15 protein-coding genes and 1 pseudogene are annotated in these 16,777 nt (G+C 73.1%); 10 read left to right on the top strand and 6 right to left on the bottom strand.

All coding sequences use genetic code 11. The features are described from left to right. The first annotated feature begins 82 nt into the window (after nucleotides 1-82). Both ACLJQM_RS19895 and ACLJQM_RS19890 read left to right on the top strand, forming a co-directional pair. Entirely contained in the window at nucleotides 83-697 is a 615-nt protein-coding gene (locus ACLJQM_RS19895) for a sigma-70 family RNA polymerase sigma factor (RefSeq protein ID WP_360769385.1), read from the top strand. Between the two features lie 9 nt (nucleotides 698-706). After that, nucleotides 707-1,237, top strand: coding sequence for an AAA family ATPase (locus ACLJQM_RS19890; RefSeq protein WP_410632311.1), 531 nt, complete (start codon nucleotides 707-709; stop codon nucleotides 1,235-1,237). Here ACLJQM_RS19890 and ACLJQM_RS19885 read toward each other — a convergent pair. Both ACLJQM_RS19885 and ACLJQM_RS19880 read right to left on the bottom strand, forming a co-directional pair. Continuing rightward, on the bottom strand, nucleotides 1,206-2,597 hold the full coding sequence (locus ACLJQM_RS19885) for an MFS transporter (protein WP_410632310.1): 1,392 nt from the start codon (nucleotides 2,595-2,597) through the stop codon (nucleotides 1,206-1,208). The genes ACLJQM_RS19890 and ACLJQM_RS19885 overlap by 32 nt on opposite strands. Nucleotides 2,598-2,981: 384 nt before the next feature. Further along, nucleotides 2,982-3,782 carry an IclR family transcriptional regulator gene (locus ACLJQM_RS19880; protein WP_410632309.1) on the bottom strand — a complete coding sequence of 267 codons (801 nt, stop codon included), beginning with the start codon at nucleotides 3,780-3,782 and terminating at the stop codon, nucleotides 2,982-2,984. Nucleotides 3,783-3,898: 116 nt separating this feature from the next. On the opposite strand from ACLJQM_RS19880, the gene ACLJQM_RS19875 reads away from it, so the two are divergent. The 3 genes from ACLJQM_RS19875 (at nucleotide 3,899) to ACLJQM_RS19865 (ending at nucleotide 7,770) form a co-directional block, all read left to right on the top strand. Further along, the gene (locus tag ACLJQM_RS19875) at nucleotides 3,899-5,116 is read left to right on the top strand and encodes a CaiB/BaiF CoA transferase family protein (protein WP_410632308.1); all 1,218 of its coding nucleotides are present in this window, start codon (nucleotides 3,899-3,901) and stop codon (nucleotides 5,114-5,116) included. 1 nt (nucleotide 5,117) lies between these two features. Continuing rightward, nucleotides 5,118-6,020, top strand: a complete 903-nt coding sequence (locus ACLJQM_RS19870) for a hydroxymethylglutaryl-CoA lyase (protein WP_410632306.1) — start codon at nucleotides 5,118-5,120, stop codon at nucleotides 6,018-6,020. A 319-nt stretch (nucleotides 6,021-6,339) separates the two neighbouring features. Continuing rightward, nucleotides 6,340-7,770: a DUF1996 domain-containing protein gene (locus ACLJQM_RS19865; RefSeq protein ID WP_410632305.1), complete on the top strand. Its 1,431-nt coding sequence runs from the start codon at nucleotides 6,340-6,342 to the stop codon at nucleotides 7,768-7,770. A 70-nt stretch (nucleotides 7,771-7,840) separates the two neighbouring features. On the opposite strand, the pseudogene ACLJQM_RS19860 reads toward ACLJQM_RS19865, so the two are convergent. Next, nucleotides 7,841-8,043: pseudogene (locus ACLJQM_RS19860) on the bottom strand (IS30 family transposase); the annotation flags it as partial. Between the two features lie 333 nt (nucleotides 8,044-8,376). Between ACLJQM_RS19860 and ACLJQM_RS19855 the strand changes: the two are divergent. The 4 genes from ACLJQM_RS19855 to ACLJQM_RS19840 all read left to right on the top strand — a co-directional run bounded on the left by ACLJQM_RS19855 (nucleotide 8,377) and on the right by ACLJQM_RS19840 (nucleotide 12,591). Next, nucleotides 8,377-8,511 (top strand): hypothetical protein, encoded by a 135-nt coding sequence (locus ACLJQM_RS19855; RefSeq protein ID WP_255482016.1) that lies wholly within the window; start codon nucleotides 8,377-8,379, stop codon nucleotides 8,509-8,511. Between the two features lie 73 nt (nucleotides 8,512-8,584). Beyond that, nucleotides 8,585-10,891 (top strand): YcaO-like family protein, encoded by a 2,307-nt coding sequence (locus ACLJQM_RS19850; protein WP_410632304.1) that lies wholly within the window; start codon nucleotides 8,585-8,587, stop codon nucleotides 10,889-10,891. A 10-nt stretch (nucleotides 10,892-10,901) separates the two neighbouring features. Continuing rightward, complete coding sequence (locus ACLJQM_RS19845) at nucleotides 10,902-12,128, top strand: MDR family MFS transporter (protein WP_410632303.1); 1,227 nt, start codon at nucleotides 10,902-10,904, stop codon at nucleotides 12,126-12,128. Then, nucleotides 12,121-12,591: a GNAT family N-acetyltransferase gene (locus tag ACLJQM_RS19840; RefSeq protein ID WP_410632302.1), complete on the top strand. Its 471-nt coding sequence runs from the start codon at nucleotides 12,121-12,123 to the stop codon at nucleotides 12,589-12,591. The genes ACLJQM_RS19845 and ACLJQM_RS19840 overlap by 8 nt, the downstream gene beginning before the upstream one ends. On the opposite strand, the gene ACLJQM_RS19835 is transcribed toward ACLJQM_RS19840, so the two are convergent. Continuing rightward, nucleotides 12,551-13,774 (bottom strand): MFS transporter, encoded by a 1,224-nt coding sequence (locus ACLJQM_RS19835; RefSeq protein WP_410632301.1) that lies wholly within the window; start codon nucleotides 13,772-13,774, stop codon nucleotides 12,551-12,553. The genes ACLJQM_RS19840 and ACLJQM_RS19835 overlap by 41 nt on opposite strands. Nucleotides 13,775-13,849: 75 nt before the next feature. Between ACLJQM_RS19835 and ACLJQM_RS19830 the strand changes: the two genes are divergently transcribed. Continuing rightward, entirely contained in the window at nucleotides 13,850-14,380 is a 531-nt protein-coding gene (locus ACLJQM_RS19830) for an ArsR/SmtB family transcription factor (RefSeq protein ID WP_410632300.1), read from the top strand. Between the two features lie 50 nt (nucleotides 14,381-14,430). On the opposite strand, the gene ACLJQM_RS19825 is transcribed toward ACLJQM_RS19830, so the two are convergent. After that, a complete protein-coding gene (locus ACLJQM_RS19825) occupies nucleotides 14,431-15,189 on the bottom strand; it encodes a hypothetical protein (RefSeq protein WP_410632299.1) in 759 nt (252 codons plus the stop codon). A 145-nt stretch (nucleotides 15,190-15,334) separates the two neighbouring features. After that, entirely contained in the window at nucleotides 15,335-16,774 is a 1,440-nt protein-coding gene (locus ACLJQM_RS19820) for a glycoside hydrolase family 3 protein (protein WP_360769422.1), read from the bottom strand. Nucleotides 16,775-16,777 lie beyond the last annotated feature (3 nt).

Below are 16,777 nucleotides of genomic sequence, written 5' to 3'. Positions count from 1 at the left end.
CGGCCGGCCGGTGTGGCGACCACGCGGAGTGACTTAGCGTCGTGATCATCCGTGACGGCGAGTGTGGGAAAGGGTGAGGCCGATGTCGCCGCACTCCGCCGAGGGCGCGTCCGCTCCCCCGGCGACGTTCACCCTGGACCCGGACCTCGTCCGGTCGGCGATCCGCGGCGACCGCGCCGCGGTGGCCGGGCTGCTGCACACCTTGCGGCCGCTGGTGTTCCGCTACTGCCTGGGCCGGCTCCGCACCTGGCAGGACGGCTCGTCGGACGCCGAGGACTGCGCGCAGGACGTGCTGCTGGCGATCGTCAACGCGCTGCCCGGCTACCGCTACGCGGCCGACGGCTTCCTGGCGTTCGTCTTCGGCATCGCGTCGCACAAGGTGTCGGACTTCCACCGCCGCCGGGCGCGCGACCGCACGAGCCCGGTCGCCGAGCCGCCCGCCGACCGCTGGACCGGCGACGACCCGACCGGCGAAGAGGTCCAGCGCTCGGCGGCGCTCGACTGGTCGTCCGGCCTGCTCGACACGCTCCCGCCGCGGCAGCGCGAAATCCTGGTGCTGCGGATCATCCTCGGGATGACCGCGGAGGAGACGGCCGCCGCGGTCGGCCTCGCCAGCGCGGGCGCGGTCCGCGTCGCCCAGCACCGGGCGCTGGCCACCCTGCGGCGCGGCCTGCTCGCGCAGAAGCACGCCTCGTGAGGGCCGCGCGTGCGATCATCCCGGGGTGCCCCGCTGCTGATCGCCGTCGGCGGCCTGCCCGCGACCGGCAAGACCACCGTCGCCGCGGAACTGGCCCGCCGCACCGGTTTCGCGTTCCTGCGCGTCGACACGATCGAACAGGCCATCGTCCGTTCGTCGCCGCTCGCGCAGCCGCTCGGGCCGGTCGGCTACGTCGTCGCCCAGGACGTCGCGGCCGACCTGCTCCGCACCGGCGTGAGCGTGATCGCCGAGTGCGTGAACCCGCTCGCGGTGACCCGCGACGCGTGGCGCGAGGCCGGGCTCCGGGCCGGCGCCCGGGTGCTCGAAGCCGAGATCGTCTGCTCCGACCCCGCGGAACACCGGCGCCGCGCGGAAACCCGCGACGTCGGCATCGCGGACCTGGTTCCGCCGACGTGGCAGCAGATCGTGGACCGCGAGTACGAGCCGTGGACGCGCGAGCGCCTCGTCGTCGACACCGCGCGGCTGCCGGTCGGCGAGGCGGTGGCGGTCATCGAATCGGCTGCGCTGCCGCGTCGTTGACGTTCTCCAGGCGGCGGCCCGTGGTGCGCGGGCCGAAGACCGCGATGTCCACCGCGACCACCACCAGCGCGCCCGCGACGACCAGGAACAGTGTGGTCGGGCCGTGCGAGCTCAGCAGCGGGACCAGGACGAACGGCATCGCGCCGCTGGCCAGGCGCGAGAGCGAGTACGTGCCGCTGGACGCCGTGGAACGCAGCGCCGTCGGGAAGATTTCGGCCTGGTAGATGTGGAACGCGTTCGAGAAGAGGTTGCTGGTCGCGGTGTAGAGGAAGCCGAAGATCAGGATCAGCGCCATCGAACCCGCATAGCCGAACGCGATGCCGAACACCGCCATCGCCAGCACCGAACCGATCACGAGGAACTTGCGCTCGACGCGTTCCACGATCGGCAGGGAAAGCGCGGAGCCGACCGGGTAGCCGAGGTAGGTCAGCGCGGCGAACAGCAGCGACTGCGAAACGGCGTACCCCTTGGCCGCGAGGACGAGCGGGACCAGCGTGCCGAAGCCGTAGTAGCCGAGGGTCTGCAGGATGTGGAAGACGACCATCATCCACGTCCGCCGCCGCAGGGCGGGGGCGAAGAGCTCGCGCACGGGTGCGGCGACGCGCTTGCGGGTGACGCCGCGCGGCGGGGCCGGGGTGCCGGCGGTGGCCCCGCGCGCTTCGGCCTCCATGCCGGCGACCAGGTGCTCGGCCTCCTCGGTGCGGCCGACGGAGTCCAGCCAGCGCGGCGATTCGGGCAGGCCGCGGCGCAGCAGGAAGACCGCGGCGGCGCCGAGCGCGCCGATCACGAACAGCCAGCGCCAGCCGGCGATGCCGAAGACCTCGTGGTCGGTCAGGCCGCGGGCGAGGAAGCCGACGACCGGGAAGCCGCAGAACGCGAGCGTGTAGGCCCAGGCGATGAAGCGGCCGCGCTTGCGGGCGGGCAGCAGGTCGGTCAGGTAGGTGTCGGCCAGCGGTGGCTCCGCGCCGAGGCCGATGCCCGCGAAGAACCGCGTGACCAGCAGCATGAGCGCGCTGCCGCTGAACGCGCCGAGCAGCGAGAAGACCGAGTAGAGCCCGAGGTTCACGAGGAACGCCCCGCGCCGCCCGAACCGGTCGGCGAGCCGGCCGAGCAGGAGCGCCCCGAAGAACATGCCGACGAACGTCGAGGCGAGCAGCGGCGGCAGGTCGGCCTTGGTCAGGGCGAACTCTTCGACGAGCACCGAGCTGAGCACCCCGGTCAGGAAGACCTCGTAGAAGTCGAAGAACAACCCGAGCCCGACGGCGACGGTGGCCCGCCGATGGGTGCGGGTGATGGGCAGCCGGTCGAGCCGGCCCGCGATCGTGCCGGTGTCCGGCGCCGCGTCGGGGAGGTGGGCCATCCGTCGTCTCCTTTGACTTCGCCACTATGTGGTTGGCCAACCCATAATGTGACGGCAGGTGCGATGGAGTCAAGGACTCACGGGACGGGGACAGGATGGGTCAGGTGGCGCCGGATCGCAGGTCGGGGCGTGGATCCGGACAAGAGGGGACCGACCGGGAATTTCGCCGCCCCGCAGGTCATGAACGGGTCGTTCATGACCTGCGGCCGGAGGTCCCGGCGAAGTCGCACGGCCGGGCCACTCTGCCGCCGGTGACCCGCTCGCCCCAGACCGGCACAACGTTGCGGACCACACCGACGCGTCTTTGCCGGAGCCCCGGCATCCGGCGAGGTGAACGACTCGTTCATGACGTTGCGGACCGCGGGACCACTCCCCGCAGGCCGCTCAGAGGCCGGAGACCTGCTCCCCGCCTGGCCGGTACCCCAGCCGCTCCGAGGCGCGCCGGGCTGCTTCCACCACCACCGGTGCCAACCGCGGCACGTCGGCCGGTGTCATGCGCTGGGTCGGGGCGCCGATCCCGATGGCCGCGCCGACCTCGCCGTTCAGCCCGAACACCGGGGCGCTCAACGACGCCGCGCCCAGGTCACGTTCCTCGAAGCTCACCGCGTACCCCGTCGACCGGATCTGGCCGAGCTGCTCGGTCAGCAGGTCGATGTCCACCACCGTGCGCGGGGTGAACCGGGCCAGGCCGTGGCCGATCGCGTCCTTGATCGCCAGTTTGTCCCAGGCCAGGAAGACCTTGCCCGCCGAACCCGCGTGCAGCGGCATCACCATGCCGACCACGAACAGCCGGACCACCGGGTGGCGGGACTCGGCCAGCGAAATCACCGTGCGGTAGGCGCCGTCGCGGACGTACAGGCACGCCGTCTCGCCCGTTTCGTCGCGCAGCTGCTGCAGCACCGGGCGGGTCAACCGGACCAGGTCGAGGCCGAACGTGCCGGGCGCCGCCCAGCGGACCAGGCCGAGGCCGACGCGGTAGGTGTCGTCGTAGCGGTCGAGGAAGCCTTCGCGCACCAGGTTGTGCACCAGCCGCTGGCACGTGCTCGCCGGCAGCCCGGTGGACCGCGTGATCTGCTGCAGCGTCAGCTCCGGGTCGTCGATCGTGAACGACTCGAGGATCTGCTTGAACTTGCGCAGCACCAGCACCGGCGTCGTCCCGCCGCCGCTGCGCTCTTCCTCTGCCATCGCCCCGCCCCGTGCCCGTGGTGTGCCGCACAGTCTAGCGACGCTCGCCCCCATTGACTCCACGACACACGCCCGTATTCTGAGTTGACAACTCACATGGTGGTTTGGAGTCGGGCATGAGTGAACAATCCGGGCCCCTCGCGGGCCTCCGGGTGGTCGAACTGGGCAACTTCATCGCCGCGCCCACCGCCGGGCGGCTGCTGGCCGACTTCGGGGCCGACGTCGTCAAGGTCGAGCGCCCCGGCACCGGCGACGAGCTCCGGCGCTGGCGGCTGCACGACGGCGACACCTCGCTGCTCTTCCGCACCCTCGGCCGCAACAAGCGCTCGGTGACCGTCGACCTCCGCCGTCCCGAAGGCCAGGACATCGTGCGGGCGCTGGCCGGGCGCAGCGACGTCCTGCTCGAGAACTTCCGGCCCGGCACGCTCGAACGCTGGAGGCTCGGGCCCGGCGAGCTCCGCGCGCTCAACCCGCGGCTGGTCGTCGTGCGCGTCTCCGGCTACGGCCAGACCGGCCCGTACCGCGACCGGCCCGGCTTCGGCGGTGTCGCCGAAGCGATCGGGGGGCTGCGCGCGCTCACCGGCTACCCCGGCCAGGCGCCCACCCGCGTCGGGGTCAGCCTCGCCGACTCCGTCGCCGGTCTCTACGCGGTGATCGGCGCGCTCATGGGCTTGCTCCGCCGTGAACGCGAGCCCGGCGCCCGCCCCGGCGAGGTCGTCGACGTCGCGCTCTACGAAGCCGTCTATTCCCTGATGGAGTCGCTGCTCCCGGACTTCGACGCGCACGGCGTCGTGCGCGGCCCGGCCGGCTCCGCGCTGCCCGGGGTGGCGCCGTCCAACACCTACCGCTGCGCCGACGGCAAGTACATCGTGGTCAGCGGCAACGGCGACGCGATCTTCCGCCGGCTCGCGCACGCCATCGGCCGCGCGGACCTCGCGGCCGACCCGCGGCTGGCGGACAACGCCGGGCGCGTCCGCCACACCGGCCTGCTCGACGAAGCGATCGGCGCGTGGGCGGCCACCCTCACCCAGGAAGCCGCCGAAGCCGCGCTGCTGGCCGCTTCCGTGCCGAGCGGCCCGATCCTCACCGCCGCGGACATCGCGAAGGACCCGCACTTCGAGGCCCGCGGCATGCACGAACGCCACCGCGTGCGCGTCGGCGCGGGCCGCGAAGCCGAAGTCACCTTCCCGGGCATCGTCCCCGCGCTGGCCGAACGGCCCGGGCGCACCCGCTCGCTCGGGCCGGACCTGGGCGAACACACCGAAGCCGTGCTCGCCGAGCTCGGCATCACCGGCGACGCCGTCGCCGGCCTCCGCGAAATGGGAGTGATCTGACGTGACCGAAGTCCTCATCACCGAGGTCGTGCTGCGCGACGGGCTGCAGGACGAGTCCCTCACCGTGCCGACGCACGAAAAGGTCCGGCTCGCCCGCGGCCTGGTCGACGCCGGCGTCCGCGCGCTCGAGGTCGGCTCCTTCGTCTCCGCGCGCCGCGTACCGCAGCTGGCCGACACCGGCGAGGTGCTCCGCGCGCTGCTGCCGGACACTCCCGCTTGCCTGCACACCCTCGTGTTCACCGAACGCGGGGCGCGGCAGGCGATCGACGCCGGCGCCAAGTCGGTGCGGCTGGTCGTCTCCGCCAGCGACGGGCACAGCACCGCGAACGCCGGGGTCCCGACGGCCGCGGCGCTCGACCGGCTGGCCGGGTGCGCCGAACTGCTCACCGGCGCGGAGGTCGCGCTCGAAGCTTCGGTCGCGACCGCGTTCGCCTGCCCGTTCGACGGCGACACCGAGCCGGACCGGACCGCCGACGTGGCCGCGCGCCTCGGCCGGCTCGGCGCACGGGTCGTCCACCTCGCCGACACGATCGGTGCCGCCCGGCCGAGCCGGCTGCGCGCGGTCGTTTCGGCGGTGCGCGACGAACTGCCGGACGTCCCGCTCGGCCTGCACCTGCACAACACCTACGGGCGCGCGGCCGCCAACGCGTGGGAGGGGCTCTCGCTCGGGATCCGCCGGTTCGACGCCGCGCTGGGCGGGATCGGCGGCTGCCCGTTCGCACCGGGCGCGTCCGGCAACGTCGGCACGGACGACCTCGTCGACTTCTTCCACGGCGAAGGAATCGCGACCGGAATCGACGTCGCGAAACTCGCCGAGGTGCGCGATCAGGTCGGCCTCGCGGTCGGCCACCGGCTCGGCTCGGCACTGGCCGCCATTCCCGCGGTGCCCGCGCCGCTGCGCTGATCCCGGGTTCGCGCAAGGCTTTCCGGCCGGGCCCAGTCGCCGGGCCTCACCTGGGGATACGGACGGGGGTTCAGTTCGGTTCAAACTTTTTTCGGTGCTTGCCCGGTGTCAAAGGCCCGTGTAACTTCCATAACGGAACGATAACCAGCCGGTTGACGGCGCGGCCACGGGCAGGTGAGCGCGCACCCACTGATGTCGGGTCAGTGGACCAGCCGGAAAGCCGTTCCTTGCCGACGCATTCCTGATGGGCACGAGCCTGGGCTCGTACCCGTTCAGTGTCGCGCGTTCCCGCCAGCCCGACACCCCGGAGGATTTCCCCATGCCCAGCAGCACCCAAGGACGGCACCGCCTGTCCCGCAGAACCAAGATCGCGACCGGCGGCCTCGCCCTCGCGATCGCGGTCGGCGGCATCGTCGTCGCGACGACCACCGGAAACACCGGCGAAGCCAGCGCCGACGAGGCGAACCCCGCGTTCTTCGTCGACATCCTGAAGGTGAAGCCGAACCAGTTCGACCCGCGGCCGGTCTACGGCGCCGCGACGGGCACGTTCACCGTCGACTGCGGCCGCAACGAGAACCAGCACTTCAACCCGGACAACTTCATCGCGCAGCCCGGGGTCCGCAACGGCGCCCAGCACCTGCACGACTACGTCGGCAACCTCTCCACCAACGCCGACTCCACCAACAAGACCCTCGCGAAGGCCGGCACCACCTGCCGCAACGGCGACAAGTCCGCCTACTTCTGGCCCGTCGTCCGGATCGACACCGGCGAAGAGGAGAAGAACGAGCCCGCGAAGGCGCCCGACGGCGACCGCGCGCAGGCCGCCCAGGAGTCGAAGACGGTCCAGGTCGCTTGCCCGGACGTCGCGAGCAAGCTGCCGGACATCCCCGACCAGGCGATGGACGAAGTGGACAGCAACCTCGACCAGCTCGACTCCCAGGCCGACGAGGCGAACAAGAAGGTCGCGGCGACGCAGGGCCAGGGCGGCGAGAACCTCGTCCAGAACAGCATCATCGGCCCGCTCAACGACCGCCGCAAGGCGATCATCGACCGAATCCTCACCGCGATCGGCCGGTTCGCGCCGAAGCCGGGCGGCATCGGCGGCCTGCCGTGCGGGACGAAGCCCGGCAAGGACACCGGATCGCCGACGCCGCCGCCGAGCAGCACCGCGGGCGGTGCGCTGCCCGGGCAGGACGACAACAACGAGCTGCCCGGCAACGACGGCAAGATCCTGCGGCCGCAGAAGGTCCAGATCACCTTCCGCGGCAGCCCGGTGGGCAAGGTCGTGGCCATGCCGCGGTTCCTGCGCGTGCTCTACGGCGACGCGAAGGTCTCGACCAACGGTACCGCCAACGCCCGCGCCAGCTGGACGTGCAGCGGGTTCGAAAACCGCGTCACCGAGAAGTACCCGATCTGCCCGGAGAACAGCAAGGTCAAGCGCGTGCACACGTTCCCGAGCTGCTGGGACGGGCAGAACACCGACAGCGCGAACCACCGCACGCACATCGTGTTCCCGGACCAGAACGGCCGGTGCGCCAAGGGCTTCAAGGCGGTGCCGCAGCTGCAGATCTCGCTGACCTACGACATCCCGCACGACATCCAGGTCAAGAAGCAGTACAAAGTGGACGCTTTCCCGCAGGAGAAGCACAACCCGTTCTCCGACCACGACGACTTCGCGAACGTGATGTCGCAGCGGATCATGAACGGGCTGGTCAACTGCGTGAACCGCGGCCGGACCTGCCGGGCGTGAGCTGACCGGAATTCCCCCGACCGGCGGATTCCCGGGGTCGTCGCACCACAGGTGATCGACTGGCTTCGGTCAGGAGCTTGGCCAAGCGCTCGGCTGGGATGTCCCAGCCGAGCGTTTCGCGTGGACGGCGGTTGAGCCGAGCAGGCCGTCGGGGTTCTCGTTGGAGCCGCGTTGCCACGTCGGGTGCGGGTCGCAGACGTGGACCGGGATGCCGGTGGCGATGCCGAACTCGTGGTGACGGCCCATCTCGCTGCCCTGGTCCGAGGTCAGCGACCAGCAGCTGGGGGCAGGCGGCGATTCTGCCGGTGTTGGGCCGCGGCTGACACGGGCGGTTCGGCAGCAGCCGGAAGCGACGGCGGGGCGGGGTCTCGCGGATGTCGGCACCGCACCCCCTGAACAGCTCAGGTGTTGCCACCACCAGAACCCGAGGGTTGGGGCCTTCGTCGTGCGCGGGTCATGTCCGGACCGTGACGAACGCATGGGCGCGGGCGTGCGGATCGCAGTCCAGAAGACGTCAGGACGCACGGCGCCGCCCGAAACTGGTTCCCGTCACCCCGCCCCGGTGGGCCCGCCGGGGGACATCCACTTCACCCCGCAGGAGGAACCATGATCTCGAGCTTCGAGCGTCCCTCGGCCGTCGTCGTCCACAACCGCGCGGTCGTGCACAACCGGGCCGTCGTCCACAACCGCGCCGTGGTCCACAACCGCGCCGTCGTGCACAACCGCGCGTCCGCCAAGTAGTCCCGGCCCAGCCGTAGACGTGCCGCGGCCCTTCCCCGGGCCGCGGCACGGCCCCGCCGACGAGGGGATCGCCATGCCTTCCGACGACATCCGCCTGCAGCTGACCGGCGTCGAGCTCCACGACCTGGAGCCGGAGCTGTGCCTGCTCAGCACCCCGAACGGCGGCCAGTACTCGATCACCGCGCCGGTGGGCGAGTTCCGCGCGTGGCTGAGCCGCTGCGACGGCACCCGGACGCGGGCCGAATTGCTCGCGGGGATGAGCCCGGACCACGCGGAGGTGCTCGACGTCCTCGAAGCGGACGGCTGCCTGCACCCGGCAACCGGCGACGACGGCGCCCGGCGCCTCGCCGCGACGACGGTGCTGGTCACCGGGGCGGCCGAGCTGACGGGACCGCTGGCGGAGGTTCTCGGAGCGACCGGTTACGGGTCGGTGCGGCCGCTGGCCGAAGCCGCGCTCCTGGTGAACCCGGCGGAGGTCCTCCGCACGGCCGGCGATGGTCCGGCGCGGTTCGCGGACCCCGAGGACCCGGCGGAGATCCTCGGCTCGGCCGCCTACAACGCGGTTCCACCGCTCGTCGAAGCCGCGTTCCCCCTGAACCCGGCCGACACCGTCCTCGTCGCCGCCTACACCCACCCCGCCTACCGGGAGCTCGGCGCGCTCGACGCGTTCTGCACCGAGCACGGCGTGCGGTTCTTCCCCTTCCGCTGCGAACGCGGCCAGGGCATCGCCGGTCCCGCGGTCCAGCCGGGCTTCGGCCCCGACTTCGCCGACGTGCTCGCGCGGCGCCGCTCGGCCGCTCTCGACGCCCGGGTCCCCGACGCCTTCGCCGCCGCCGAAGCCCCGCCCGGGCCGCGGTTCCGGCGAACCGACGCCCGCTGGCTGGTCAGCGCCCTCGCCGTCCAGCTCGAACGGTGGATCGCCGGCGAGCCCGCCGAGACGACGACCGGCGAACTCGAGCTCGACCCCGTCCGGCTGACCGCGCTCCCCCGGCCCGTTCTCCCGGTGCCCGACCGGCCCCGGCCGGTCCGGGACCAGGGCCTGCGGCCGGACCTGCTCGTCGACGACCGGACCGGGATCGTGACCGCGGTGCACGAACTGCCCGCCGCGCCGGGGATGCCCGCCCGGCTCAAGGTGTGCGCGGTGGACGTCGCGGACATGCGGCGGGTCGTCGACTGGCCCAACGACCGCCAGGCGTTCGGGACGTCGTGGCACGACTTCGAGCCGGCCCGCGAGTCCGCGATCGGCGAGGCCGTCGAACGCTACTGCGGCAGCTGGCTGCCCCCGGAACGCGAACTCCGCCACGGCAGCTACGACCAGCTGCGCCGCGCCGGCGTCCCGGCGCTGGACCCGCGCCGGCTCAACCTCTACTCGGCCCGGCAGCACCGCACCCCGGGGTTCCCGTTCGCGCCGCTGACCACCGACGCGGAATGCGCGTGGGTGGAAGCCTTTTCGCACACCACGAAGGAGCCGGTGTGGGTGCCCGCGTGCCTCGTCTCGCAGGCACCCGAACCCGGTGGGGCCCGCTTCACCGACCCGCTGATCGCCGGGCTGGCCGGTGGCACGAGCGCCGAGCACGCCGTCACCTCCGGCCTCGAAGAGGTCCTCGAACGGGACACCACGATGGTGTGGTGGGCCAACGCACCGCGGCTGCGCGCCCTGCCGGTGCCGCCCGAGGTGCGCGCGCTCGTCGCCGACACCACCGAAACCTACGAAGTCACGCTGATCCCGCTGGACAACGAGTTCGCCGTCCCGGTCGTCGCGGCGGCGGTGTTCGACCGGGCGCGCCGCTGGCTGTCGATCGGGTTCGCCACCCGCCCCGACGCCCTGGAAGCGGCGAAGAAGGCGCTCGCCGAAGGGTTCACGCTGCAGCACACCTGCCTCGCGCTCGACGACGAGCGCGAACTGGCCGCGATGCGCGACGACCTGCCGCACCTGGGCAACCTGAAGCCGTACCGGGCCGACCGGCGCTACCTCGACTCCTACCGCGCGGACTTCGGCGACGTCGTGGACCTGCTGTGCCAGCAACAGGTCTACCTCGACCCGCGGGCGGCGGCCCACGTCGCGCCGTGGGTCCGCGACCTGCCGGAGCGGAGCTGGGAAGGTCTGCCCGCGCTCGGCGAGCGGACGCTCAAGACCTACCAGGACCGCGTCGAGGCGCGCGGGTTCGAGGTGCTCAGCGTGGACCTCACCACCCGTGACGTCGCCGCGGCCGGGTTCCACGCCGCGCACACGCTGGTGCCGGGGCTGGTGGCCAACTTCCCGGCCGGGCTGCCGTACTGGGGCGACGGCCGCGTGCGCCGCGCGGCGGTCGACCTCGGCTGGCGCGCGCACCCCCTGCCCGAAGCGCGGCTGAACACCTTCCCGCTCCCCCACGCCTGAGGACGCACCGATGGCCGTCACCGCTCTGCTCGGGCTGCCCCGCACCCGGGGCCGCCTCCCGCTGGTCGCCGCCCAGGGCGTGGACGCGCTCGGCACCGGCCTGTTCCTGCCGTTCGCCGTCGTCTACTTCCACGCCGCCAAGGGACTTCCACTGACGGGGGTCGGCGCGGCGCTCTCGCTCGCCGCGTTGCTCGCCCTGCCGGCCGGGCTCTGCGCGGGCCCGCTGGTGGACCGCTTCGGCCCGCGGCGGGTGGTCGTCGCGGCCAACCTGCTGCGGGTGCTCACCTTCACCGGGTACGTCTTCGCCGGGTCGCCGCCGGTCCTGGTGGTGCTGGCGGCGCTGACGTTCTGGGGCGAAGGCCTGTTCTGGCCCGCGTCCGGTGCGCTGGTGGCGCAGGTGGCCGACGACGGGCAGCGCGCCCGCTGGTACGCGATGGAGCGCACGCTGCGCAACGTCGGGATCGGCCTCGGCGGGCTCGCCGGCAGCGTGCTCGTCGTAGTCGGCGGCTACGCGGCGATCGTCGTGCTCAACGCCGTGAGCTTCCTCGTCGCCGCCGTGCTCGTGGCGACCTGGAAGGGCCGGGCGGGCGAAGCCCCGGCGCGGACCACCGCGCCGCGCGGGGGTTACCGGGCCGTGCTCGCCGACCGCGGGTTCCGCCGCGTGCTGGTGACGGTCTTCGTCTTCGCGTTGTGCGACCTGGCTTTGACGGTGCTGCTGAGCGCGTACGTGCTCGACGCGCTGCGGTTGCCGGCGTGGCAGCCCGGCGTGCTGTTCGCCCTCAACACGGTGCTGGTGGTGCTCGCGCAGACGGTCGTGGCCGGGCGGGTGGAGCGGTTCCGCCGGGCGCGGACGCTGCAGGTCGCGGCCGTGGTGTGGGCCGGGGCGTTCCTGCTCTACGCGGCCGTGCCGCTGGTGACGGCGCTGCCCGCGTTCGCCGTGCTGACGCTGGCCACCGCGGTTTTCACGGTGGCCGAGCTGCTGCAGGCGCCGACCAGCAGCGCGTTGACCGTGGCGCTCGCGCCCGCCCACCTGCGCGGGCGCTACCTCGGGCTCGAGGAAGTGCTCTGGGGTGCGGCGCGGGTGCTGGCACCGGTGACCTTCACGGCGTTGCTGGCGGGTGGCCCGCAGCTGCCGTGGCTCGTGCTCGCCGGGTGCTGCATCATGGCGGTGGCCGTCCTCGCGGGACTGAAAGCGGTCCCGGACGCGGCCCCGGCACGGGAGAACGTGGATGCCTGACTGGGCCGAGCTCGCCGACCTCTACCACGAGGTCTACCGGGAGCCGCCGTACGGGGAGACCGAAGCCGACGCGGCGCGGTTCCGCGAAGCGGTGGCCGGACACGCGCAGCTGCCCGGCTTCGCGCTGGAGACCGTCCACAGTGGAGGGATGCTCGCCGGGTTCGCCTACGGGGTCGGCCGCGAGCCAGGCTGGTGGCCTGCCCTGGCAGGCGGCGGACCGCCGTCGTGGATCGCCGGGAGCCCGCTGTTCTACGTCTACGAATTCGCGGTCCGGCCGGGGCAGCGCGGCCGGGGGCACGGCCGGGCCCTGCTCGAAACCTTGCTGGGTGCGCGGACCGAGCCGGCCGCGGTCCTCGCGGCGGCGACCGCGGCGCCGGCGCACGCGCTGTACCGCCGCTGGGGCTGGATGGTGGTGGCGCCGGTCAAGACGGGAGCGTCGGAACTGCTGGCTCGGCGGCTCTGAGGGCGTCCTCGGTCACCACGAACAGCCCGCCCACCACCGCGAACGCCAGCACGGTCATCACGACGAACACCGCGTGCAGCCCGAAGGCCTGCGCGAGCGCACCACCCGCCAGCGCGCCGAGCGACTTGGTGCCCCACGCGACCAGCCGGTGGCTGCTGGTGAGGCGGCCGAGCAGCCGGTCCGGCGTGATCCGCTGGCGCAGCGACACCATCACCACGTTGGACACCAGGATCCCCGCGCCGCCGGCGAAGAAGGCCGCACCGACGACGTACGGGTCGGCGGTCACGGCGAGCACGCCGACCGTCAGGCCGCCGGCGAGCCACGACACCCGGAGCGCGCGGACGCGGCCGAGCCGGCGTTCCACCGTCTCGGCGAGCAGCGACCCGGCCAGGCCGCCCGCGGCGGTCGTCGCCGTCAGCAGGCCGAAGGCCGGACCGGACAGGCCCATCGCCGAGCCGGGACCGACCGCGTAGAGGACCAGGACCGCGAACATGGCTCCGGTGGCGAAGTTGAACGTGCCGACCATGAGGGAGAACGTCCGCAGGACCTTGTGACGGGCGAGGAACCGCAGGCCCTCGGCGATGTCCGCGCGCAGGGTGGTGGGTCGGTCGCCGCGCGGGATCCGGTACGAGCCCCGCACGAACAGCAGCGCGGCGACCGCCACCGCCCACAGCGCCACCGGCGTGACGAACGCGGCCAGCACCCCGGCGGTGACCAGGACCCCGGCCAGCGGCGGCCCGGCGAACTCGTTGGCGGTCTGTTCGACCGCGTAGACCCGGCCGTTGGCGCGCGCGAGCTCGGCCCGCCCGACGACCTGCGGGACGATCGACTGCGCGGCGGTGTCGTAGAGCGTCTCGGCGGTCCCGACACCGAGCGCGACCACGTAGAGCGCCCAGATCGAGCCCCCGCCGAGGGCGGTCAGCACCGCGACGACGGCGACGAGCGCCCCGCGCAGGACGTTGGCGGCGAGCATCGCGCGGCGGCGGTCGAGCCGGTCGACGAGCGCGCCGGCGGGCAGCGCGAAGAGCAGCCACGGGACGCTGAAGGCGAACGCGAGCCCCGCGACCAGCGCCGGCTCGCGCGTGTACCCGACGGCGACCAGCGGCAGGGCGACCTTGAGGACGCCGTCGGCGAGGCTCGACAGGCCCGCGGCCGTCCACAGCCGCCAGAAGGTCCGGTGCATGGATGGAGGATCGCACATCGATGGGCTTTTCTCCATCGATGTGAGCTTTCCCCATCGATCGACTACGCTATGTCCATGAACGAACCACGCCGCCGCCGTCCGGCGACGCCGGAGGAAGCCAAGGCCCTCGGCCACCCGCTCCGGTTGCGCATCATGCGGCTGTGCCTGGTCGACGAGCTGACGAACAAGCAACTGGCCGACCGCCTCGACCGCGACCCGGGCACGGTCCTGCACCACGTCCGCCAGCTGGTTTCAGCCGGCCTGCTGCACCCGGCGCCGGTCCGGACGGGGCCGAGCGGAGCGCTGGAGAAGCCCTACCGCGCGGACAACGAGACCTGGTGGCTCGACGGTCCCCTGGCCACCGCCGACGCGGAGACGCGGTTCGCGCCGATCGAGATCTTCCAGGAGGAGCTGCGCGCGGCGGGCCCGGCTTCGGTGGCGGTGCACGAGAAGTTCCTGCTGCACCTGTCACCGGACGAGGTGGAAGAGCTGGACCGCCGGATCCTGGCGGTGCTGGACGAGTACGTGGCGACCGACCACGAGCGCCCGGACCGGCCGGCGATCGGCGGGATCTTCGTGCTGCACCACCTGAAGCCCGGAACCTGAACCGCCCCCTGCCCGGGGGAGGTGGGCAGGGGGCGGTCCGGTTGGTCAGGTCAGTGGTTCACCTTGAACCACGGCTGTGACCAGCCGAGGTAGGTCTGGCCCCACTTGCTCTTGATCTGGGCGATCGTCGTCTCGGTGTAGCTGCCGTAGCCGTTGATGTCGTTCGACAGGAACTTGCCGCCGCCGATGGAGATCATCGTGTGGCCCGCGCCGCTGCTCTTGAAGAACGCGAGGCCGCCCGCCGGGACCTGGGTGTCGCCCGGGTGCTTGAACGAGGCCGGGATCTGAGTCCAGTGGATGTAGGCCGTCTCCGAGCCCGACGCGGTCCAGCCGTAGTTCTGCGCGTTGATCCGGTCGCACCAGCCCTCGTAGGAGTCGAGGTCGTTCGTGTGGACGCGGGTCTTGGCGTAGGCCACCGCCTGCGCGCAGGTCTTCGGGTTCCCGGTGCCCGCGGTGGTGCAGGACAGGGTCGAGCCCGCGCAGTCCGGGGCCACCCGGCCGTCCGAGCCCGTGTAGACGTAGGCGTCGCTGATGTAGCCGTCGCCGACCTTGTCCCAGATGTCCGACGTGCCGTACTTGCCGTCGACGGTCGATCCGTTGGTCTGGCAGGAGATGGTGACGGCGGTGCCGTCCGCGATCGTGCCGACCGCGCTGCCGCCGGTGCTCGGCGTGGACCGCACGGTCAGCGCGATCCCCGAGTCCGTGTGCACCGTGCCCGTCGCCGCCAGGGCCGGGGCGGCGCCGGCCAGTGCGATCGCCGCGGCGATGCCGGCCACGCCGGCCACCCGCTTCCCGATCCGAATTCTCATTTGTCCGTCCCTCCGGGATTCGTTGTGGGGACAGCGTGGCGGCCGCCGGTACAAGGGCCGTACAAACGCACGCACCGGCCTCTGGAGATGCGGCAAACAGGACGAAGCCCCGCCGGACGGTGTCCGGCGGGGCTTAGACGCGAACTCAGGCCAGGTACTCGGCCGCCGCCCGCAGGCTCACGTAGGAGCCGCTGAACGTGTCGATCCGCGGGCCGCCGTCGTCGGCCGGTCCCGGTGCCCCGGTCTCGACGCGGATGTAGTCCACAGTGGACAACGCGGCCAGCAGCTCCCGCACGCGCGGGTGCCGGTGCGCCTCCCGCGTGACCACGACGACGCTGCGGAACCCCCGCGCCGCTTCGAGAACCGCGTCGGCGTCGTCCGGGGTCGCGGTCAGTACCCGCGTTCCCGGCACCAGCTCGGCCAGGTGCGCACCGAGTCCCCACGGCATCGGGCCGGCCGCGATGCTCGGCTCGGTCTGGACGTCGACGACCAGCGGCGGCCCGTCCAGCCGCACGTCACCCCGCACGCGCAACGCCTTGCGCGCCGCCTCCAGGCCCAGCCGCCGGTCGACCGGGCCGACCGTCGCCGGGGCCGGGTCGGTGCCCAGCGCCGCGGTTCGCGAAGCCGCCTCGGACAGCCGCTCCAGGGGCAGCTCCCCCGCCGCCACCGCGGCCACGATCGCCGCGACGCAGGCGTCCAGGTGCTCGGCCTCGAACGCCGCGCCGCCGAGGCAGAGCGCGTCCGCGCCCGCGGCCAGCGCCCGCACGGCCGAGCGGCCGAGGCCGTCGTGCTTGCCGTACGCGCCCGAAACCGCGCCCATCTCCAGCGCGTCGGTGATGACCGCGCCGGTGAAGCCGAGCTCGCCGCGCAGGACGTCGGTGAGCGCCGTCCGGTTGAGCGTGGCCGGCTCGTCGCCCCAGGCCCGCACGACCAGGTGGCCCGACATCACCGAGCGCACCCCGGCCCGGATCGCCGCGGCGAACGGGACCAGCTCGATCTCGCGCAGCTCTTCGACGGTCCGCGGCAGCACCGGCAGGGCCACGTGCGAGTCCTCGGTCGCCGCGCCGTGGCCCGGGAAGTGCTTCGCGCACGCCGCCACGCCGTACTTCTGCAGCCCGGTCACGTACGCCGCGACGTGCGGCGACGCCTTCGCCGGGTCGGACCCGAACGCCCGGACGCCGATGATCGGGTCCTCGGCCGCCAGCGTCAGGTCCGCGCACGGCGCCAGGTCGAGCGTGACACCGCAGGCGGCCAGCCGTTCGCCGAGCGCGGCGGCGACCGCCGTGGTCAGCTCCGGGTCGTCGGCCGCGCCGAGGGCCAGCGGCCCCGGCACGAACGACCCGGTGTTCACGTCGAGGCGGGTGACGTCGCCGCCCTCCTCGTCGATGCCGACCACAACGCCGTCGCGCTCGCCCCGCAGCTGCGCGGTGAGCGCGGCGACCTGCTCGTCATCGACGACGTTGCGCCCGAACAGGACCACCCCGCCCAGCCCGCCGGCGACGCGGCGCCGGAGCCAGTCCGGCGCGGTCGTCCCGGCGAACCCGGGCAGGAGGACGGCTTCGGCGAGCTTCTCCGGTGTGGACAACGG

The sequence above is a fragment of the Amycolatopsis sp. cmx-4-83 genome, assembly GCF_046548815.1.
Lineage (GTDB): Bacteria > Actinomycetota > Actinomycetes > Mycobacteriales > Pseudonocardiaceae > Amycolatopsis > Amycolatopsis pretoriensis_A.
This window is presented reverse-complemented; position numbering and strand designations above follow the sequence as displayed.